The organism is Arthrobacter sp. sptzw32 (assembly GCF_059089735.1).
Genome location: NZ_JBNHEZ010000003.1, coordinates 152830 through 172525, shown reverse-complemented (window position 1 = coordinate 172525; position 19696 = coordinate 152830). Strand labels below are relative to the sequence as shown.

Annotated in this window: 16 protein-coding genes and 2 riboswitches; of the genes, 13 read left to right on the top strand and 3 right to left on the bottom strand. The window is 65.5% G+C overall.

Features of this window, described 5'->3' with window-relative positions; translation table 11 throughout:
- Nucleotides 1-69: 69 nt before the first annotated feature.
- The 4 genes from AC5RVN_RS07360 to gatB all read left to right on the top strand — a co-directional run bounded on the left by AC5RVN_RS07360 (nt 70) and on the right by gatB (nt 5083).
- Nucleotides 70-1554, top strand: coding sequence for a CitMHS family transporter (locus AC5RVN_RS07360; protein WP_494137496.1), 1485 nt, complete (start codon nt 70-72; stop codon nt 1552-1554).
- A gap of 149 nt (nt 1555-1703) precedes the next feature.
- The gene (gatC, locus tag AC5RVN_RS07355) at nt 1704-2000 is read left to right on the top strand and encodes an Asp-tRNA(Asn)/Glu-tRNA(Gln) amidotransferase subunit GatC (protein WP_307095783.1); all 297 of its coding nucleotides are present in this window, start codon (nt 1704-1706) and stop codon (nt 1998-2000) included.
- Nucleotides 2001-2003: 3 nt separating this feature from the next.
- Complete coding sequence (gene gatA / locus AC5RVN_RS07350) at nt 2004-3575, top strand: Asp-tRNA(Asn)/Glu-tRNA(Gln) amidotransferase subunit GatA (RefSeq protein ID WP_494040956.1); 1572 nt, start codon at nt 2004-2006, stop codon at nt 3573-3575.
- Complete coding sequence (gene gatB, locus AC5RVN_RS07345) at nt 3575-5083, top strand: Asp-tRNA(Asn)/Glu-tRNA(Gln) amidotransferase subunit GatB (protein WP_494040955.1); 1509 nt, start codon at nt 3575-3577, stop codon at nt 5081-5083. Before gatA ends, gatB begins: the two co-directional genes overlap by 1 nt.
- A 111-nt stretch (nt 5084-5194) precedes the next feature.
- Here the strand turns inward: gatB and AC5RVN_RS07340 are convergent, their stop codons facing one another.
- On the bottom strand, nt 5195-6106 hold the full coding sequence (locus tag AC5RVN_RS07340) for a LysR family transcriptional regulator (protein WP_494137495.1): 912 nt from the start codon (nt 6104-6106) through the stop codon (nt 5195-5197).
- A 133-nt stretch (nt 6107-6239) separates the two neighbouring features.
- Between AC5RVN_RS07340 and tdh the strand changes: the two genes are divergently transcribed.
- From tdh to AC5RVN_RS07310, 6 genes are all read left to right on the top strand, one after another.
- Nucleotides 6240-7286 (top strand): L-threonine 3-dehydrogenase, encoded by a 1047-nt coding sequence (gene tdh, locus AC5RVN_RS07335; RefSeq protein WP_494137494.1) that lies wholly within the window; start codon nt 6240-6242, stop codon nt 7284-7286.
- Between the two features lie 8 nt (nt 7287-7294).
- Nucleotides 7295-8491 (top strand): glycine C-acetyltransferase, encoded by a 1197-nt coding sequence (locus AC5RVN_RS07330; RefSeq protein WP_494040952.1) that lies wholly within the window; start codon nt 7295-7297, stop codon nt 8489-8491.
- 39 nt (nt 8492-8530) lie between these two features.
- Entirely contained in the window at nt 8531-9655 is a 1125-nt protein-coding gene (locus tag AC5RVN_RS07325) for an NAD(P)/FAD-dependent oxidoreductase (RefSeq protein WP_494137493.1), read from the top strand.
- Nucleotides 9656-9666: 11 nt separating this feature from the next.
- Entirely contained in the window at nt 9667-10878 is a 1212-nt protein-coding gene (gene hutI / locus AC5RVN_RS07320; RefSeq protein ID WP_494137492.1) for an imidazolonepropionase, read from the top strand.
- Nucleotides 10879-10975: 97 nt separating this feature from the next.
- Nucleotides 10976-11764 carry a DeoR/GlpR family DNA-binding transcription regulator gene (locus AC5RVN_RS07315; protein WP_494104678.1) on the top strand — a complete coding sequence of 263 codons (789 nt, stop codon included), beginning with the start codon at nt 10976-10978 and terminating at the stop codon, nt 11762-11764.
- Nucleotides 11765-11835: 71 nt separating this feature from the next.
- Nucleotides 11836-12612, top strand: a complete 777-nt coding sequence (locus tag AC5RVN_RS07310; RefSeq protein WP_494104679.1) for a CPBP family intramembrane glutamic endopeptidase — start codon at nt 11836-11838, stop codon at nt 12610-12612.
- A gap of 20 nt (nt 12613-12632) precedes the next feature.
- Here the strand turns inward: AC5RVN_RS07310 and AC5RVN_RS07305 are convergent, their stop codons facing one another.
- Together AC5RVN_RS07305 and AC5RVN_RS07300 are read right to left on the bottom strand one after the other, a co-directional pair.
- Nucleotides 12633-14165 carry an HNH endonuclease signature motif containing protein gene (locus AC5RVN_RS07305; RefSeq protein WP_494137491.1) on the bottom strand — a complete coding sequence of 511 codons (1533 nt, stop codon included), beginning with the start codon at nt 14163-14165 and terminating at the stop codon, nt 12633-12635.
- A gap of 255 nt (nt 14166-14420) precedes the next feature.
- Nucleotides 14421-15059 (bottom strand): VOC family protein, encoded by a 639-nt coding sequence (locus AC5RVN_RS07300; protein ID WP_494137490.1) that lies wholly within the window; start codon nt 15057-15059, stop codon nt 14421-14423.
- 163 nt (nt 15060-15222) lie between these two features.
- Nucleotides 15223-15338: riboswitch (SAM riboswitch) on the top strand.
- A gap of 44 nt (nt 15339-15382) precedes the next feature.
- Here AC5RVN_RS07300 and AC5RVN_RS07295 point away from each other — a divergent pair.
- The 3 genes from AC5RVN_RS07295 to AC5RVN_RS07285 all read left to right on the top strand — a co-directional run bounded on the left by AC5RVN_RS07295 (nt 15383) and on the right by AC5RVN_RS07285 (nt 19615).
- Nucleotides 15383-16708: a bifunctional o-acetylhomoserine/o-acetylserine sulfhydrylase gene (locus AC5RVN_RS07295; protein ID WP_494104682.1), complete on the top strand. Its 1326-nt coding sequence runs from the start codon at nt 15383-15385 to the stop codon at nt 16706-16708.
- A 102-nt stretch (nt 16709-16810) separates the two neighbouring features.
- Nucleotides 16811-16926: riboswitch (SAM riboswitch) on the top strand.
- Between the two features lie 12 nt (nt 16927-16938).
- Complete coding sequence (metX, locus tag AC5RVN_RS07290; RefSeq protein WP_494104683.1) at nt 16939-18054, top strand: homoserine O-acetyltransferase MetX; 1116 nt, start codon at nt 16939-16941, stop codon at nt 18052-18054.
- Between the two features lie 178 nt (nt 18055-18232).
- Complete coding sequence (locus AC5RVN_RS07285; RefSeq protein ID WP_494040942.1) at nt 18233-19615, top strand: MFS transporter; 1383 nt, start codon at nt 18233-18235, stop codon at nt 19613-19615.
- Nucleotides 19616-19696: the final 81 nt, after the last annotated feature.

The following is a 19696-nucleotide window of genomic DNA, read 5'->3' as shown; positions in this document are numbered from 1 at the left end:
GGCGGCCACCCTACAGTCTGTAGCACGCGTCACACCGCTGTGCCGCTGTTCACAAAGAAGGAGCCGGCCGTGCTGGTAATACTTGGATTCGCAATGATCGCGGTATTCATGGTGCTGATCATGACGAAGAAGTTGACGCCAGTGCTGGCGTTGATCATCGTCCCCACAGTTTTTGGTCTTTTTGCCGGTGCCGGCCTTGGTATCGGCGACATGGTGATGGACTCCATGAAGGCCATGACCTCCACAGCAGCCCTGCTGATGTTCGCGATCATCTACTTCGGACTGATGATCGACGTGGGGCTTTTTGACCCGCTGGTCCGGTTCATCCTTCGCAAGCTGGGCAACGACCCCGCCAAGGTGGTGCTGGGAACCGCCATCCTGGCCGCGGCTGTGTCCCTGGACGGTGACGGCTCCACCACCTTCATCCTCACCACCGCCGCCATGCTGCCGATCTACCTCCGCCTGAAGATGAGCCCCGTGGTCCTCACCTGCGTGGCCGGCCTCGCCAACGGCACCATGAACATCGTCCCGTGGGGCGGTCCCACCGCCCGCGCCGCCAGTGCCCTCAACATCGATGTCAACGACGTCTTTGTGCCCATGCTTCCGTCCCTCCTCGCCGGCATCGCCGTCGTCCTGGCCTTCGCCTGGCTGCTCGGCCTGCAGGAGCGCAACCGCCTCCGCGCCACCCAGCCGGAGATCTGGGGTGCGCCGTCCACCGCAGAGCCCTTCACTGCAGGAGGGTTCGACGGCGGCACCTCCGCCGGCGGCTCCGGAACCGGCCGCAGTGGTTCGGGCCGCGAGGGGAACAACCCCGGCGGAGCAGCCCCCGCCGTCGGCGGTTCATCTGTTGCAGTCCTGGAACGCCCTGAAACCCTCGTCGATGACAGCGATACCGCCATGGCTGACACCGCGCTGGATCCCAACCGCAGCACCCTGCGTCCCAGGCTGCAGTGGTTCAACCTGGGTCTGACCGTTGCCGTCATGGGCATGCTCATTGCCGACCTCGTGCCCCTGCCGTACGTCTTTATGGTGGGTTCCGCCATCGCCCTGCTGGTGAACTTCCCCCACGTCAAAGACCAGGCGGCACAAATCGTTGCCCACGCGCCGTCGGTGGTTGCCGTGGTCAGCATGGTCATGGCCGCCGCTGTCCTGACCGGCGTCCTCACCGGCACCGGCATGGTGGAAGCAATGTCTGCGTGGCTGGTACAGATCATCCCGTCCAGCATGGGCCCGTTCATGGCGATCATCACCGGCGTCCTCAGCATCCCCATGACGTTCTTCATGAGCAATGACGCCTTCTACTTCGGCGTCCTGCCTGTCCTGAGCGAGACGGCAGGCCACTACGGAATCAGCGCCGCTGAAATGGCCCGCGCCTCCATCACCGGCCAGCCGTTCCACATGCAGAGCCCGCTGGTGCCCGCCATCCTGCTCCTGGTCTCGCTGGCCAAGGTGGACCTCGGTGACCACCACAAGAAAGTCCTGTGGCGCAGCGCTGTAGTCTCCCTGGTCATGCTCGGAATCGGCGTGCTGACCGGAGCCATTGGAATCGGTTAGTCTGTAGCTGCCGCGGTCCTGCCCAAGCGGGCTGGAAGCCCCGGCCTGAAGGTGCCCGTCTGACGCCCGCTGGGGGATGTCAGACGGGCATCATCGTTTCCCCACTAGAATGGACCGGAAAATCAATTCAAACTTTGCAGGGGAGATCCATGGCTGCGATCAACCGTGACGACGTCGCGCACCTCGCGCGGCTCGCTCACATTGAGATGAGTGCCCAAGAGCTGGACAGGATGGCCGGAGAACTCGCCGTCATCGTTGATTCGGTCAAGTCCGTGAGCGAAGCCGCCGGTGATGACGTCCCGGCCACGTCCCACCCCATCCCGTTGAACAACGTGTTCCGCGAGGACGTTGTGGGACATACCTTCACAGCGGAGCAGGCGCTTTCCGGCGCACCGGATTCCGATGACAACCGTTTCAAGGTCCCCGCAATCCTGGATGAGGCATAAAGCATGACTGACACCAACGAACTCATCCGCCTCTCCGCGTCCACGCTGGCCGAAAAGCTTGCTGCCGGCGAGGTCACTTCCGTGGAAGTCACCCAGGCATACCTGGACCGGATCGCTGCAGTTGACGGCGGCGAACGGGGCGTCAACGCGTTCCTGCACGTCAACGCCGCGGAAGCGCTCGCCGTCGCGGCAGAGGTGGACGCGATCCGCGCCGCCGGCGGCGCCGAAGCCGACGCCCTGCATGTCCTCGCCGGCGTCCCCATCGCCGTCAAGGACCTCATCGTCACGGTAGGCCAGCCCACCACGGCCGGCTCCAAAATCCTTGAGGGCTGGCACAGCCCCTACGACGCCACAGTCGTGGAGCGCCTGCGCGCGGCCAGGATGCCCATCCTGGGCAAAACCAACCTGGACGAGTTCGCGATGGGCTCCTCCACGGAGCACTCCGCCTACGGGCCCACCCGCAACCCCTGGGACCTGGACCGGATCCCGGGCGGTTCTGGCGGCGGGTCCGCAGCCGCCGTCGCGGCCTTCGAGGCGCCCCTCGCGCTGGGAACCGACACCGGCGGGTCCATCCGCCAACCCGGTGCGGTCACCGGAACCGTGGGCGTGAAGCCCACCTACGGCAGCGTGTCCCGCTACGGCGCCATCGCCATGGCATCGTCGCTGGACCAGATCGGCCCCGTTTCGCGGACCGTCCTGGACTCAGCCCTCCTGCACGAGGTCATCGGCGGGCATGATCCGCGCGATTCCACCTCCCTGCCGGACCCGCTGGCTGACCTCGTGGCCGCCGCGAAAACCGGCAACGTCGAGGGCATGCGGATCGGCATCATCAAGGAACTGCACGGCGAGGGCTACCAGGCCGGCGTCGAAAACCGCTTCCACGACTCCCTGGAACTCCTCAAGGACGCCGGCGCCGAAATCGTCGAGGTGTCCTGCCCCAACTTCCAGTACGCCCTGGGCGCCTACTACCTGATCATGCCCTCTGAAGCGTCCTCCAACCTGGCTAAGTTCGACGGCGTCCGGTACGGACTGCGTGTCCTCCCCGAGGACGGTCCCATGACCATCGAACGCGTGATGGGGGCCACCCGCGCCGCCGGCTTCGGCGACGAAGTCAAGCGCCGCATCATCCTGGGCACCTACGCGCTGTCCGCCGGCTACTACGACGCCTACTACGGCTCTGCTCAGAAGGTCCGCACCCTGGTGCAGCGCGACTTCGACGCCGCCTTCACCGTGGCCGACGTCCTGATTTCGCCCACCGCCCCCACCACCGCTTTCCGCCTGGGCGAGAAACTGGACGATCCACTGGCCATGTACCTCAACGACGTCGCCACCATTCCGGCGAACCTCGCCGGGGTTCCGGGCCTGTCGCTTCCCGGCGGCCTTGCCGACGAGGACGGGCTCCCCGTTGGCATCCAGCTGCTGGCGCCGGCCCGGGAGGATGCCCGCCTGTACCGCGTGGGCGCCGTGCTGGAGTCGCTGCTGGAGGCCAGGTGGGGCGGCCCGCTGCTGGCCCAGGCCCCGGAACTTTCCCCACGTCCCGTGGCCGTGCTCGTCGAAGCCAAGGAGGCAAACTAATGAACACCGACGCAATCCTGAGCTTCGAAGAGGCCATGGAGAAGTACGATCCCGTCCTGGGGTTCGAGGTCCACGTGGAGCTCAACACCAAGACCAAGATGTTCTCCTCCGCTCCCAACGTCTTCGGCGACGAGCCCAACACCAACGTCAACGAGGTGGACCTCGGCATGCCCGGCGTCCTGCCGGTAGTGAACAAGGCCGCGATCGAGTCCTCGATCAAGATCGGCCTTGCGCTCAACTGCAAGATCGCCGAGTCCTGCCGCTTCGCCCGGAAGAACTACTTCTACCCGGACACCCCCAAGAACTTCCAGACCTCCCAGTACGACGAACCCATCGCCTATGACGGCTACCTGGACATCGAACTCTCCGACGGCACCGTGTTCCGCGTGGAGATCGAGCGTGCCCACATGGAGGAGGACGCCGGAAAGCTCACCCACATGGGTGGTGCCACCGGCCGCATCCAGGGCGCCGACTTCTCCCTGGTGGACTACAACCGTGCCGGTGTTCCCCTGGTCGAAATCGTCACCAAGCCGATCGAAGGCGCCGGTTCCCGCGCGCCCGAGCTCGCCAAGGCCTACGTGGCAGCGGTCCGTGAAATCGTGAAGAACCTCGGTGTGTCCGACGCGAAGATGGAACGCGGCAACGTCCGCTGCGACGCCAACGTCTCGCTCCGCCCGCACGGCCGGGAACGGTTCGGCATCCGCTCGGAAACCAAGAACGTGAACTCGCTGCGCGCCGTCGAACACGCCGTCCGCTACGAGATCCAGCGCCATGCCGCCGTCCTCGATGCCGGCGAGCCGGTCGTCCAGGAGACCCGCCACTGGCACGAGGACACCCGAACCACCACGTCCGGCCGCGCCAAGTCCGACGCCGACGACTACCGCTACTTCCCGGAACCGGACCTGGTTCCTGTTGTTCCCTCACGCGAGTGGGTCGAGGAGCTCCGTGCCACGCTGCCCGAGCCGCCGGCCGCCCGCCGCAAGCGGCTGCAGGCCGACTGGGGCTACTCGGACCTCGAATTCCGCGATGTGGTGAACGCCGGCGTGATGGACGAGATCGAGGAAACAATCGCCGCAGGTGCTTCCGCTTCCGTTGCCCGCAAATGGTGGATGGGCGAAATCGTGGGCCGCGCAAAGAACGCCGACGTCGACCCCGGCCAGTTGGGAGTCCAGCCCGCCACCATCGTAGAGCTCGCCCGCATGGTGGAAGAGGGCAAGATCAACAACAAGATGGCCTCGGAGGTGCTGGACGGCGTGCTCGCCGGTGAAGGCGCCCCCGCAGAAATTGTCGAAAAGCGCGGCCTGGCCGTGGTTTCCGACGACGGCCCGCTTCTCGAAGCCATCGACGCCGCGCTGGCTGCACAGCCTGACGTGGCGGACAAAATCCGCGGCGGCAAGGTGCAGGCCATCGGCGCCATCGTAGGTGGAGTCATGAAGGCCACCCGCGGCCAGGCCGACGCCGGCCGGGTCCGTGAACTGATCCTGGAGAAGCTGGGCGTCACCGTCTAAATTCCCCACCCAACTGGGTCGCAGTAAGTGTCGTTTTGAGCGGTCATAACGACATTTGCTGCGACCCAGTTTTGGTTTGATCAGTTCTCACGCCGCCCGGGGCAGGCAGCGTCAGCCCTGTTCCACCAGGCCGGCCATGATGCCCTGCAGCGCCCCGGAGACAATCATGACTGAACGGCGCTTCAGGTTCTCGGGCCGTGCCAGAAGGTCGATCCGGCGCCGAGTGCTGATTCCTTCGAGGGGACGCAGCACGATCTGCGCGTTGAGCACCGGCCCGGCGGTGTACCTGGGCAGCAGCCCCACCACTCCGCCGGCAGCCACCAGGGCCGCAACCGTGGAGTAGTCGTTGATCCGGTGGACGATGTTCAGTTCCCGGCTGGAAACGGCGGCGACGGCGGACAGCACATCGGCGGGGGAGTAGCCCGTGTGGCTGGTCACCCAGGCCTGCCCGCCGACGTCGTCCGCTGTCACGGCCGCCTTCCCGGCCAGTGGGTGTCCGGCAGGCAGCGCCACGTCGAGGGGTTCGTGGGCGAGAGGAATCACCGTCACTCGCTCCGCGGGCCACCGGGGACTGTGGTCCATCCGGTGGGCCAGCACCAGGTCGTAGCGGGCAGTGAGGGCAGGAAAGTCCTGCTGGGCCACGTCCTCGTCGGAAAGCTCTATCCGCGGTTGTCCCTCCGCGTCCAGCATCCTCGCGAGCGGGGCAAACACGGCCTGGCCCACGCTGTGGAAGCCGGAGAGAGTAACCCTGCCATCCGGTGTGCCGTGGTAGCTCCCGATGGCGCCCTTGGCATCCGCCATGGCGCTGACGACGGCAGCGCCGGCGTCTGCCAGCACCTGGCCAGCCTCGGTCAGGACCAGGTTCCGGCCTTCCTTGCGGGTCAGCGGAACATCCACGGTGCGCTGCAGGAGCGCCAGTTGCTGGGAGACAGCCGAAGGCGTCACCATCAGCGTGTCCGCCACGGCCTTGACGCTGCCCAGGGCGCCGAGCTCGCGCAGGATCTCCAGCTGGTGTATTTCCATGTACCCCAGTCTATGCATTAGCTCCAGCTACATCGTTGATTGAGAAGATAGCGGTTGTACTTAAGCTTCTTCCTCGCTGTAATGAGGAGGGCAGCTCCCGCCGATGACGCAAAGATGAAGAGTTAGGAAGCCGATGAAGGCTTTGTACAAGGCCGGCCCACAGGCCGGCTTCGACCTGGTGGACCGCCCCGAACCGGCGGCCGGTCCCGCGGATGTCAAGATCCGGGTCATAACCACCGGGATCTGCGGCACTGACCTGCACATCCAGTCCTGGGACTCATGGGCGCAGGGGATCATCGAAGCTCCCCTCATCCCCGGCCATGAGTTTTACGGGGAAGTCGTCGGGATCGGCGAGGACGTGCGCGACGTCAAAGTCGGTGACCGGGTCTCCGGGGAGGGCCACGTGGTCTGCGGGATCTGCCGCAACTGCCGTGCCGGCCGGCGGCAGATGTGCATCCACACCGTAAGTGTGGGTGTGCAGCGGGACGGGGCCTTCGCAGAGTACGTCGTAATCCCGGAAACCAACGTCTGGGTCCATCACGATCCCTCCGTCACCGCCGAACTCGGTGCAATATTCGACCCCTTCGGCAACGCCGTCCACACCGCTCTCAGCTTCCCGCTGGTGGGTGAGGACGTGCTGATTACCGGAGCCGGCCCCATCGGCTTGATGGCCATCGCGGTCGTACGCCATGCCGGTGCCCGCAAGATTGCCATCACGGACGTGTCCCCGCCCAGGCTGGACCTCGCGCGGCAGCTCGGCGCAGATCTCGCCATCGACGTCTCCACCACGCGTGTCCGGGACGCGCAGCGGAAACTCGGCATGCGCGAAGGCTTCGACATCGGGATGGAAATGTCAGGCCACCCCACCGCCCTGCCGGAAATGATCGACAACATGAACCACGGCGGCCGGATCGCCATGCTCGGTTTGCCCAGCCAGGACATCACCATTGACTGGGGCAAGGTGGTCACCCACATGCTCACGCTCAAAGGCATCTACGGCCGCGAAATGTACGAGACCTGGTATGCCATGAGCGCCATGCTCTCGTCCAACCCCGTGCTGCACGCCGGCATCTCAGCCGTCGTCACTGATACGCTGCCTGCCGCCCAGTGGGAAAAGGGCTTCGACCTGGCCCGCAGCGGCGCGGGCGGAAAAGTTGTCCTCGACTGGACCCAACTCTAAGGAACACCATGTACACCTCGATCAAGGACCAGCTGAGCACCGAGCTGCAGGACATCCGCACCGCGGGACTCTTCAAGACCGAACGCAGCATCAACTCGCCCCAGTCAAGCCACATCACCGCCGGCATCATTGGCCGGCAGGGCGCCAACGTGCTGAACTTCTGCGCCAATAACTACCTGGGTCTGGCGGACCACCCCGACATCATTAACGCAGCCAAGGCCGCCATGGACGAACGCGGCTTCGGCATGGCCAGCGTCCGTTTTATTTGCGGCACCCAGGACCTGCACCTGGAACTCGAAGCCCGCGTCTCGCGGTTCCTGGGGACCGAGGACACCATCCTGTTCTCCAGCTGCTTCGACGCCAACGGCGGGGTCTTCGAATCGCTCTTCGGCCCGGAGGATGCCATCATCTCCGATGCCCTGAACCATGCCTCCATCATCGATGGCATCCGTCTGTGCAAAGCCCAGCGGTACCGGTACGCGAACCAGGACATGGCGGACCTGGAAGCGAAACTGGTGGAGGCGAAGGACGCCCGCCGCAAGATCATCGTCACCGACGGTGTTTTTTCGATGGACGGGTACCTGGCTCCGCTGGAAGCCATCTGCGACCTTGCCGAGAAGCACGACGCCCTGGTGATGGTGGACGACTCACATGCCGTCGGTTTTATGGGCGCCACCGGTGCCGGTACCCCGGAACACGCAGGGGTGTCGCACCGGGTGGACATCTACACCGGCACATTCGGCAAGGCGCTGGGTGGGGCATCCGGCGGCTACGTCTCCGGCCGGCGGGAAGTAGTGGCCATGCTCCGGCAAAAGGCCCGGCCGTACCTCTTCTCGAACTCGCTGGCCCCGGCCATCGTTGCCGCCACCATCAAAGCCCTGGACCTCGTGGAGAACTCGGCGGAGCTGCGGCGCACACTCTTTGACAACGCTGCGCTCTTCCGCCGCCGGATGACCGAGGAAGGCTTTGACCTGCTGCCCGGCGAGCACGCCATTGTCCCGGTGATGTTCGGCGACGCCGTCCTGGCTGCCAAGGTGGCCGACCGGATGCTGCAGCATGGCGTCTTCGTCACCGCCTTCAGTTTCCCCGTGGTGCCGCGCGGGGCCGCCCGGATCCGGGTGCAGCTTTCGGCCGCCCACTCAGCGGACGACGTCGAAACGTGCGTGCGGGCCTTCGTCGCCAGCCGTGCCGAAGTGGGAGCCTGAGCGCAGCCGCCGTCCTCCCAACTCTGCAAGGATGGTGCCATGGCAGCACACTACGACGTCCTGATTGTCGGCGGCGGCATCGCCGGGCTATCCCTTGCCTCGGCCCTGGCCGGCAAATGCAGCGTGGCGCTGGTGGAGGCTGAGCAGGAGCTGGCGTACCACACCTCCTCCCGCTCAGCACGGCAGCTCATCCCCAGCTACGGTCCGCCCGTGGTCCAGGAACTGACGGTCCGGACCCTCGAGCTGATTGCTGCCCGCGACGCTGAGCTGCCCGAACACGTGCTTACACCCCGCGGCTTCATGTTGGTCGGGACCGAGGAGGAGGTGGCTGCCGAAGCCAGCGGCTCCATGCAACCCATCAGCGTGGCCGAAGCACTCGAACTCTGCCCGGCGCTGGTCCCGGATTCGTTTGCCGCCGCCGGCCTCGACACCGGATCCTTCGGCTGCAACGCGCCCCTCCTGCTGGCCGACTACCGGGAGCGTGCCCTCGCGGCCGGGGTGGACATCATCACCGGCGCGAGGGTCCATTCCGCGCAGCGCCTCGGCTCCGGCTGGCAAGTGGGAGCCGGCACGGAGGCACTCGAAGCGGGCGTCCTGGTGAACGCCGCCGGCGCCTGGGCCGATGAACTCGCCGTCATCAGCGGGGTGGAGAAGCTCGGGCTGCAGCCGTACCGGCGGACCGCGGCGATTGCCGCCGTCGAACACCCGTTGCCCGAGCGGAGCCCTATGGTGGCGACAGCGGACAATTCGCTCTACTTCCGCCGCGAGGGTGGCGACGTGCTGATTTCCCCGTCCGAATCAGTGCCCAGCAGGGCCGAAGACGCCAGGCCCCGCCCCGGTGACGTGGAGCGGCTCGCCGCAAGGCTTAATCAACTGACAACGCTCGGCATCACCGGAATCCACCGTGCCTGGACCGGGTTGCGGACCGAAGCGGCGGACGGTATCCCGGTGGCCGGTTTCGACGCCGAAGCCCCCGGCTTTTACTGGCTTGCAGGCCAGGGCGGCTATGGGTTCCAGACATCGGCCGCGATGGCGGAACTGGCAGCAGGGCAAATACTCGCCGGCCTCGACACAACCAGCAGCGCCTCGGGCCGAACCGACGACAGTCCGGCATCCCGGACAGCGCAGGCGCTGGCGGCAACCCGCTGGTCCGTCCGGCGCTGAAGAATGGCACTATGAGTACGCTGATCACCAATATCGCCGAGCTGATGACGCAGGACCTGGAGCACCAGGTCCTGCGGGACGCTGCGGTGGTGATTGAGGGGGAACGGATCTCCTGGATCGGCGCCGCGGCCGACGCACCTGCCGCGGACGACGCCGTCGACGCCGGAGGCCGTGCCATGCTCCCCGGCTGGGTGGACTCCCATACCCACCTGATCTTCGCCGGTGACCGGACGGCGGAGTTCGAGGCGCGGATGGCTGGGGAGTCTTATTCCGCCGGGGGCATCGCCGTCACTATGGACGCCACCCGGTCAACCTCCGACTTCGACCTCACCCGCCTCGCGCTGGCCCGCATTGACGAAGCTGTCGCCCAGGGAACCACCTACATCGAAACGAAAACCGGTTACGGCCTGGACGTTGAACACGAAACCCGGAGTGCGCGCATCGCCTCCACCGTGGCCGACCAGGTCACCTACCTCGGAGCACACCTGGTGCCTGCCGGGCAGGATCCAGACCACTACACGGAACTCGTCTGTGGTCCGATGCTGGCCGCCGTCCGGCCATACGTGCAGTGGGCTGATGTCTTTTGTGAAAAGGGCGCTTTCACGGCTGAGCAGTCCCGGCGGGTCCTGCTGGCATGCCGCGAAGCGGGGCTCGGCCTGCGCGTGCACGGCAACCAGCTGGGCGAGGGGCCGGGAGTGCAGCTCGCAGTGGAACTCGGCGCCGCCAGCGTGGACCACGTGAACTACCTTGCGGAGCAGGACGTGGACGCGCTCGCCGGAACCTGGGCCGCCTGGGATGATGCCGCCGGAACCGGACGGCGCGGCACCGTGGCCACCTGCCTGCCGGCCTGCGACCTCTCAACCCGCCAGCCGCTCGCGCCTGCACGGGCCCTGCTGGACGCCGGAGTCCAGGTGGCGCTGGCCTCCAACTGCAACCCGGGCACGTCCTACACCAGCTCCATGGCCTTTTGCGTCACCACGGCAGTGCTGCAGATGGGCCTCAGCGTCCATGAAGCCGTCCGGGCCGCCACCTACGGCGGTGCATTGGCGCTGCACAAGGACGCAGGAATCGATACCGACGGCGAACGCGCGGTGGGTTCGATCGCCGTCGGTCACCGGGCGGACCTTCAGCTGCTCAACGCACCCTCTGCGACGCACCTTGCTTACCGCCCGGGCATGCCACTGACGTACGCTGTATGGCGTGCTGGGAAGCGGGCCAGGTAACCAGCACCAGCAAAATGGCGTTAGATGATCGTAAGTGACCTGTTATGATCAGGAAGCGTCATCGGAGCTGGTGGCGGAGTAGCTGGAGGCCTTTGCCATGACCCGCACCGACCGACTGACGGCCATCCTTGATCTCCTTGCCAAAACCGGGCAGGTAGAGGTCGAAGAGATCGTCACCACCCTCAACGTCTCCCCAGCCACTGCCCGGCGCGACCTGGACAGCCTGGCAAAGCGACGGTTGCTGACCAGGACCCGGGGCGGTGCCACCACCGGTGCTCTCGCGTACGACCTGCCGGGCCGGTACAACCGTGACGACCACGCCGAGGCCAAGGAACAGATTGCCCAGGCCGCCTCTGCACTGATTGCTCCAGGGGCGGTGATCGGCCTGTGCGGCGGCACCACCAGCACCGCACTGGCACAGATCCTGGCCACCCGCGAGGACCTCAACGCGCCTTCCAACCAGCCCACCCTCACGGTAGTAACCAATGCGATCAATATCGCCGGGCAGTTGGCGGTCCGGCCAAACATCAAGGTCATGGTGACCGGCGGAATCCTTAATCCGCGCTCCTATGAACTCGTGGGGCCTTACACGGACATCATTATGCAGAAGGTGGTGCTGGACATCGCCTTCATCGGCGTCAACGGCATTGACCCTGAAGTGGGACCAACCAACACGGGGGAGGGGGAGGCCTCGGTGAACGCCCTGCTAGCCAGCAGGGCACGCGTTTCTTATGTGTTGGCTGACTCGTCCAAAGTAGGGGTGCGCGCCTTTGCCACCATGGACGGCTACAACTTCACCCGCCTCATTACGGATTCAGGAATCTCGGCACGGGACAAGGCGGCCTTTGAAGCCAACGGTACGGAAGTGACTGTGGCTGCCAGCTAGTTTCAGCTGTGTGCCAGCCGGACGGTAAGGGCAATCAGCCCGGAACCAGGAACTGCAGGCAAGATGGGTACATGCTGGTTCCCTCCCGCCGTCGTTTGAAGATTGAAGTCTGGATTGTCCTGGGCCTGTCCCTGGGCCAGTCTGCGGTCTACTCGGTGGTGCAGCTACTGGACAAGATGACACGGGCGCCGCTGGCAGAAGGCACGTCCACGCTCAACCGCTCCCAGAGCACTCGTGAATACTTTGACCTGACCTACCAACTGCTGGACATCATCTTCGCGCTGGTGCCCGTGCTGCTGGTGATTTACTTCCTCACGGACCAGCGGCAGGCAGCCTCCGGTGACAGCAACGCGGGTTCGGCTTTCCGCAAGCTCGGATTCAACTTCGAGCGGCCTGGCCGGGACCTGTTCCAGGGGTTGGGACTGGCGGCTCTGATAGGTATCCCGTCCCTTGGCCTTTACGCCGCGGGGAGGGCTCTTGGAATTACTACGGCCATCATTCCCAGTGCGCTCGACGCGTATTGGTGGACAGTGCCGGTGCTGATCCTCTCGGCAGTGCGCCATGCCGTGGTGGAGGAAGTCATCGTGGTGGGCTACCTGTTGAACCGCTTTGGGAAGTTCGGCTGGAGCGTACCGCTGTCCATCGTCGTGAGCTCGGTGCTCCGCGGCACCTATCATCTGTACCAGGGCTTTGGCCCCTTCATCGGCAACGTGGTGATGGGCCTCGTTTTCGCGTGGCTGTATACCCGGACGCGCCGCGTCATGCCCCTGGTGATCGCCCATGCCGTGCTGGACATCGTGGCCTTCGTCGGCTTCAGCCTGTTCGGCAAGGCCATAGGACTGGGGTAAAGGCTCAAAATCCGTGAAGGTCAACCGCCGCGCGCGTGCAGGAACCGTTCGATGCAGTCCTCTCCGGGGGAGTGCGCGACGAGGACAAAGTCCACGTGGCCGCGTGTAGCGTCTTCCGGCACGGTCTGGAGTTGGCGTGGCAAGTGTGGTGGTTCCCAGTCGTGGTGTTCGGGTTTGTAGTGCCTGCCGGTGGGTGAGGTCCAGCCCGGCGGTTGGGTGCTGGTGGCCCTGGTGGGTTTCCAGGCGGTGGCGTGTTTGAGGCGGTGGTGCGTGGGGCAGAGCTGGCCGAGGTTGCTGATTCCGGTGGTTCCGCCGTGGTGCCAGGCGGTGAGGTGGTCGGCTTCGTTGTCCAGGGAGTTGTTGCTGCACCCGGGGAACGTGCATTTGCCGTCCCGGAGCTGGAGCGCTTTCTTCATGGCTTTGGTGAGGCGGTAGCTGGTCCGACCGATCTCCAGTGGCGCGCCGTCGCGGGGGTCCACGAGGACCCGGTAGAACGAGTTGGCGCCGTTGGTGACGAGGTCTCTAACCATCGAGGGCGGGATGGGTCCGTAGCCGTCCAGCATGGCGGGTTCGTCGGTGAGGCCGAGCAGGGAGAACACGGGCACGGTGACCAGTACCTGTGGCCGGATCGATGACGATGGCCCACGATGCGTTCCTGTACCTGCATCAGAGTCTGCAGCCGGGCCTGCGTCTGCGCCTGTATCGTCACTGCTGCCGGTAGTGGTTCCGCCGCTGATCATGTCCCCGCTGCTGAGGAGGGCTCCGGCGAACTGGTCGGCCCGCAGTTGGGTGAGGGTGCGGTGTTCGTTGGAGCCCTGCATACCCCTGGCGATGGCGGTGAGCCGGTTCCAGCCCGCTACCGCCTGGTCAGCGGGCAGGTAGGCCGAGAGCCAGGCCATCCCGTCCTGGTCAGGACGGTATTCCATCCGCCGGTCGGCCACACCCCTGGTGTGCCGCTGGTCGATGGACTCGGCGTGGTGGCGTTCCCGCCAGATCCGGGCTTTGGCTTTGAACCGGCACGCCGGGATGTCCCCGATCGGCGCGGCCGTGGATGGTATGGGTGTATCCGGGCCCAGGAAGTGGGCTTCGAGGGCGGCGGCGCCGGAAGGGTCCAGGGTGGCGGTTTCCTCCACCATGACCTGGGCGTGCCGCCACGAAATCGTCCCCGTTTGCAGGGCCGAGAGGGTCAGCGGCAACCCTGTGACCAGGGCGTGGGAGGTGGCCAGGAACGCACCAGCGGCACGGCCGCCAAGGGCCAGGAGGCTGCCAATTTCCGCGGCGACCGCCATCTCTCGCGCCTGCACCGGGGTTCCCGGCGCCGCGACAGCATGGACGGTGTCCGCGTACGTCACCGCCGCCCGGGCCTTCAGCCCTGTGACCCGTGCCTCCACGGTGGCCGCGCCGGAGAGGATGTCCAGGCAACCATCGGCCAGGGCAGCCAACGGATCAGCACCATCAACCACCCCGGAACCCGGAGCCTCCGCTTCGGCATAAAGCACGGCAAGGGCGGCATTGATGTCCTCAAACGCCTTCGCTACCGCCGCTTTTCCCATACACCCATCATGGCAAGGGGGTCTGACAATACCGGTTGGAGTGGATGCGCAGGCAGCTGAACTACCCGTTGCCGCGCCGTCATCCGCGGGGTGCACCAGGAAACGGATTCGGCCGCCATCAGCGGGTGACGCCGTTGTCACCTGCTGATGGCGGCCGAAGCTCAGGAAAGAGCGAGCTGGTATATCCGACCGTACGGAAGCCCGTACGGAAGCTCGGGCATCAGCCCCGCAGCCCCGCAGCTCCGCCGGGGACAGTCAGATCGTGACGGCTCCGTTGGCGGTCTCGAACGTCACCGAAAGGATCCCGGGGGTTCCGTGCGGTGCCACCCACTCCACGGCCACGTCCTCGAGCGGCTTCTCTACCGGCTCACCCAGCCATTCAGTAACGCGCTCAGCCGAACCGGCAATGGTCAGGCAGCTCATCTTGACGTTGGTTTCGTAGGCGTTGGACGGGTGCAGGGTCGGGTCGCCCTCCCACTTGAGCATGTACGGAACCTGCGGGTCTGCGATCAGACCGAGGATGCCAATCTGTTTCCAGACCAGTTCGCGGCCGTCGGGAAACTTACGGTTTCCGTTGACCGAGGAGCGGCCAAGGCGCTCTTCGAATGGTGCCAGGTCGTCAACCTCGACGCACCAGCCCATCCAGCCGCCGCCGGCGGCAGACCGCGCACGCACTGCCTGTCCGAAGGGAGCCTTGTCCGAAGCGGGGTGGTCCAGGACCTCCACCACTTCGAGGTACTTGTGTCCCGCAAGCGGGATGATCATATTCCGGGTTCCGAACCGCGGGTGTACCCCGCCCTTCACTGCCTCAACGCCGAGGGCAGAGGAGATACGTTCGGTGGTGGCAGCCAGGCCATCGTGTTCACAGGCGTAAGAGACGTGATCCATGCGCATGGCAACATCTTGGCACTTTGTGATCGGGCTCTCAGCTAAGGCAACCCTTACTGGGATTTTCCCGTGGAAGCACTGGTTTTTCTGCGCAGGTCCCCGAAATCTTGAGGACTATGTTCGTCATAATCCTGTTCGGCCGTGTCTGCACGTTCCTACACTGAGCTCAGGTCATGAGTGCCAGCACGAAGCCCCGGCTTGCTGGCCGGCAACCCTCCACCCGCGGTGGGGTGCCCCGGGTGAGGACCTGGTTGTCCGGCAACGGCCGGATGGCAAGCGCGGCCCGCGGTGCTTCCCAGCATGCCGGGCCCATGTCAAAGGAGCCTTACTTGTCCAACGGATGGTCTTTTGAAACCCGCCAGATCCACGCAGGGCAGGAGCCGGACGGTGCCACCGGCGCCCGGGCCCTTCCCATCTACCAGACCACGTCCTTTGTCTTCCCCAGCGCTGAAAGCGCCGCCAACCGCTTTGCCCTGGCCGAGCTGGCACCCATTTACACCAGGATCGGCAATCCCACGCAGGAAGCGGTGGAGCAGCGGATCGCCAGCCTGGAAGGCGGCCTGGGAGCGTTGCTGCTCAGCTCCGGCCAGGCCGCCGAGACCTTTGCCGTCCTGAACATCGCCGAGGCAGGGGACCACATCGTCGCCAGCCCCAGCCTCTACGGCGGCACCTACAACCTCTTTGCCCATACACTCAAGAAATTCGGGATTTCAGTCACCTTCGTGGCAGATCCGGACAACCTGGACCAGTGGCGCGGGGCAGTCCAGCCCAACACCAAGCTCTTCTTCGGCGAAGTGGTGTCCAATCCGCGGCAGGACGTCCTGGACATCGAAGGCGTGTCCCAGGTGGCGCACGACGCCGGCGTTCCACTGATCGTGGACAACACCCTGTCCACCCCGTACCTGATCCGGCCGCTCGAATGGGGTGCTGACATTGTGGTGCACTCAGCCACCAAGTACCTCGGCGGCCATGGCTCCGCCATTGCCGGAGTGATCGTCGACTCCGGAAAGTTCGACTTTGGCAAGGACCCTGCCCGGTTCCCGGGCTTCAACACCCCGGACCCCACCTACAACGGGCTTGTCTACGCCCGCGATCTCGGCGCAGACGGTGCCCTCGGCGCGAACCTGTCCTACATCCTGAAGGCCCGTGTGCAGCTGCTGCGGGACCTCGGCTCGGCGGTGTCGCCTTTCAACGCCTTCCTCATCGCCCAGGGTCTGGAGACGCTGAGCCTGCGGGTGGAACGGCATGTTGCCAACGCCCTGGAAGTTGCCCAGTGGCTGGAAGCGCGTGACGACGTCGAATCGGTCGCCTATGCGGGGCTTCCCTCCAGCCCCTGGTACGAGCGGGGCCGCAAATACGGCCCCAAGGGGACCGGCGCCATCGTGTCGTTCAACCTTGCCGGTGGCGCGGAGGCGGGCAAGCGTTTTGTAGACGCGCTGGAGCTGCACTCCCACGTGGCGAACATCGGCGACGTCCGGTCGCTGGTGATCCATCCGGCGTCGACCACCCACAGCCAGCTGTCGCCCGAGCAGCAGGTGGTGGCGGGCGTGAACCCCGGCCTGGTGCGGCTTTCGGTGGGGATCGAACATATCGATGACATCCTGGCCGACCTCGAAGCCGGCTTCCGCGCGGCCAAGGAGGCCACCGGAGCCTAGCCCTCCCACAGGGTGGGCGCCCGGGGGCAGCAACGGGCCGGGGAAGTCACAACCAGTCACACTCTTGGCGGCAGGCAGGGGCTGTTTCGTACACTCGAACCAGGTCATGAGTGCCAGTGACAGCCCCGGCTTGCTGGCCGGCAACCCTCCTTCCGCGGCGGGGTGCCCCGGGTGAAGACCTGGCCTGCCGGTCATATGACGGCGGGCAAGCGCGTAGAAGAGGTCTTGCCATGACGGTTACCGTCACCCGTACAACTGTCCCCGAACACGGCATTGTCCGCTACGCCTCCATCGGCGGGCTGAAGCTCGAAGCCGGCGGTTACCTGCCGGACGTTGTTGTGGCCTACGAAACCTGGGGCACCCTGAACGAGGACGGCAGCAACGCCGTCCTGATCGAACATGCACTGACCGGCAGCACCCACGTGACCCGGGGCGACACCGAGGAGCCCGGTTGGTGGGAACAACTCGCCGGGCCGGACGCACCAGTGGATACCAACCGCTTCTTCGTGGTGTCCGTAAATATTGTGGGCGGCTGCTACGGCTCGACCGGGCCCTCGTCGCCTGCCCCGGACGGAAAACCGTGGGGTTCGCGTTTTCCGCTGGTGACCCTGCGGGACAGCACCGTGGCCGAAGCCCGGCTGGCAGACCAGCTCGGAATCCGGAGCTGGTACGCCGTGTTGGGCGGCTCAATGGGCGGCGCCCGCGCCCTCGAATGGGCCGTCACCTTTCCGGAACGGGTGCAGCGCTGCGCCGTGATCTCCATTGGTGCCGCGAGCACGGCAGAACAGATCGCCTTCGCCCAGGCACAGACGCTCGCCATCCGGCAGGACGCCAACTTCAACGGCGGCGACTACTACGGCGGCCCCGCCCCCGAGGAGGGGCTGGCCCTCGCCCGGCGGATCGCCCACATCACGTACCGCTCTCCGGTCGAGCTGGACGGCAGGTTCGGCCGTGCGCCGCAGGCTCCCGAATCACCGTTTCAAGGCGAGCAGCTTGCAGCGCGCGGGCGCTACCAGGTGGAAAGCTACCTGGACCACCAGGGCAGCAAACTGGTCCAGAGGTTTGACGCCAACAGCTATATCGCCATCACCGAAGCGCTCATGAGCCATGACATCTGCAGGGGGCGTGGAGCCCTCGTCCAGACCCTGTCCGCTTGCACTGCACGGTTCTTTGTAGCGGCGGTGGACTCTGACCGGCTCTACTTCCCGTCCCAGTCATGGGAACTGGCCCGTGCCCTCCCCGGCGAGGTAGACGTCCACCTTATCGAGGCACCCATCGGGCACGACGGATTCCTCACGGAGATCGCCCAGCTGGGGAGCCAGCTGCGGGACCATCTTTCGGAGTAGCCCCGGCCCCACAAGCCTGCCCGTGTGCATTAATGCAGATGCACTCTGCATCATTCGGCGTTGAGCTGCGCGTTTGGGAGGACCATACTCGATGGGACCCGGCGGTTCGTGACCAAAACCACACGCATCCGCTACAGACTGTCCCAGTGGTGTCGAAGACGACGCCGAAGGAGTTCACATGAGTACGGAACACTCCGCCGCACGGCGGCCAGAGGAAACCGACGTCAAATCCACAGGCCTGAGGAAAGTAGTGACGGCCTCCATGGCCGGCACCGTAGTTGAGTGGTATGAGTTTTTCCTTTATGCCTCGGCCGCCACCCTGGTGTTCGGCAAAATGTTCTTCCCCAACTCAGGGACGGAACTCGACGGCATCATCGCTGCCTTCGTTACTTACGCCGTAGGCTTCGTGGCCCGCCCGATCGGCGGCATTGTCTTCGGCCACTTCGGGGACAAGTTCGGCCGCAAGCAGTTGCTGCAGCTGAGCATCATCCTGGTGGGCGTGGCCACCTTCCTCATGGGATGCCTGCCCACCTTTGCCCAGATCGGTTACTGGGCCCCGGCCCTCCTGGTGTTCCTGCGCTTCGTCCAGGGCTTCGCCGTCGGCGGGGAGTGGGGCGGCGCCGTGCTGCTCGTTGCCGAGCACAGCCCGAACAAGTCCCGCGGGTTCTGGTCCAGCTGGCCGCAGTCCGCCGTTCCCCTCGGCAACCTCCTGGCCACCGGCGTGCTGTTCACCCTTTCTGCCACGCTTTCCCAGGAAGCATTCCTCGGCTGGGGCTGGCGCGTCGCCTTCTGGCTCTCGGCCGTGATCGTGATCGTCGGCTACTACATCCGCACCAAGGTCCAGGACGCCCCGATCTTCATCGAAGCCCGCAAGGAAGTCACCGTCGAGAAGAAGGGCTACGGCGTCGCCGAAGTCTTTCGCCGCTACCCCCGCGGTGTCTTCACCGCCATGGGCCTGCGTTTCGCCGAGAACATCCTGTACTACCTCGTGGTGACGTTCTCCATCACCTACCTGAAAGTGGTCGTCCAGACCGACACCTCCCGGATCCTCCTGCTCCTGCTGGTGGCGCACTTCATCCACTTCTGCGCTGTCCCGCTCGTGGGAAAGATGTCCGACAGCTTCGGCCGCCGGCCGGTCTACATGGCGGGCGCCATCCTCGGCGGAACCTGGGGCTTTTTCGCCTTCCCCATGATGGACACCGCCAACGACATCGTCATCCTGGCCGCCATCACCATCGGCCTCCTCTTCCACGCGCTGATGTACGCAGGGCAGCCGTCAATCATGGCCGAGATGTTCCCCACCCGGATGCGCTACTCTGGCGTCTCCCTGGGCTACCAGGTCACCTCCATCGTTGCCGGTTCGCTGGCACCGATCATCGCCACTGCACTCTTGAGCAACTTCAAGTCCTCCACCCCGGTGGCCCTGTACCTGCTCGGTGCCTGCATCGTGACCGCCATCTCGGTGTTCTTCCTCAAGGAGACCCGTGGCATCTCGCTCCACGACGTGGACGCGGCAGACGCCAAGGGCACGGCCGACCTGCTGGCAGCGGCCAAGAAGTAGGCTCCGGCACCCGCCACCGCACAACACGCAGACTGCCCGACCCGCGACAACGCAGGCCCGGGCAGTTCGGCCGTCAGCCCC

What these genes read in the sequence shown, in the direction of transcription:
- AC5RVN_RS07330 (WP_494040952.1), top strand. Translation starts at nt 7,295, where the DNA reads ATGTACACCTCGATCAAGGACCAGCTGAGCACCGAGCTGCAGGACATC.
- tdh (WP_494137494.1), top strand. Translation starts at nt 6,240, where the DNA reads ATGAAGGCTTTGTACAAGGCCGGCCCACAGGCCGGCTTCGACCTGGTG.
- gatA (WP_494040956.1), top strand. Translation starts at nt 2,004, where the DNA reads ATGACTGACACCAACGAACTCATCCGCCTCTCCGCGTCCACGCTGGCC.
- AC5RVN_RS07300 (WP_494137490.1), bottom strand. Translation starts at nt 15,059, where the DNA reads ATGCGCATGGATCACGTCTCTTACGCCTGTGAACACGATGGCCTGGCT.
- AC5RVN_RS07325 (WP_494137493.1), top strand. Translation starts at nt 8,531, where the DNA reads ATGGCAGCACACTACGACGTCCTGATTGTCGGCGGCGGCATCGCCGGG.
- AC5RVN_RS07305 (WP_494137491.1), bottom strand. Translation starts at nt 14,165, where the DNA reads ATGGGAAAAGCGGCGGTAGCGAAGGCGTTTGAGGACATCAATGCCGCC.
- AC5RVN_RS07340 (WP_494137495.1), bottom strand. Translation starts at nt 6,106, where the DNA reads ATGGAAATACACCAGCTGGAGATCCTGCGCGAGCTCGGCGCCCTGGGC.
- AC5RVN_RS07285 (WP_494040942.1), top strand. Translation starts at nt 18,233, where the DNA reads ATGAGTACGGAACACTCCGCCGCACGGCGGCCAGAGGAAACCGACGTC.
- metX (WP_494104683.1), top strand. Translation starts at nt 16,939, where the DNA reads ATGACGGTTACCGTCACCCGTACAACTGTCCCCGAACACGGCATTGTC.
- AC5RVN_RS07310 (WP_494104679.1), top strand. Translation starts at nt 11,836, where the DNA reads ATGCTGGTTCCCTCCCGCCGTCGTTTGAAGATTGAAGTCTGGATTGTC.
- gatC (WP_307095783.1), top strand. Translation starts at nt 1,704, where the DNA reads ATGGCTGCGATCAACCGTGACGACGTCGCGCACCTCGCGCGGCTCGCT.
- gatB (WP_494040955.1), top strand. Translation starts at nt 3,575, where the DNA reads ATGAACACCGACGCAATCCTGAGCTTCGAAGAGGCCATGGAGAAGTAC.
- hutI (WP_494137492.1), top strand. Translation starts at nt 9,667, where the DNA reads ATGAGTACGCTGATCACCAATATCGCCGAGCTGATGACGCAGGACCTG.
- AC5RVN_RS07315 (WP_494104678.1), top strand. Translation starts at nt 10,976, where the DNA reads ATGACCCGCACCGACCGACTGACGGCCATCCTTGATCTCCTTGCCAAA.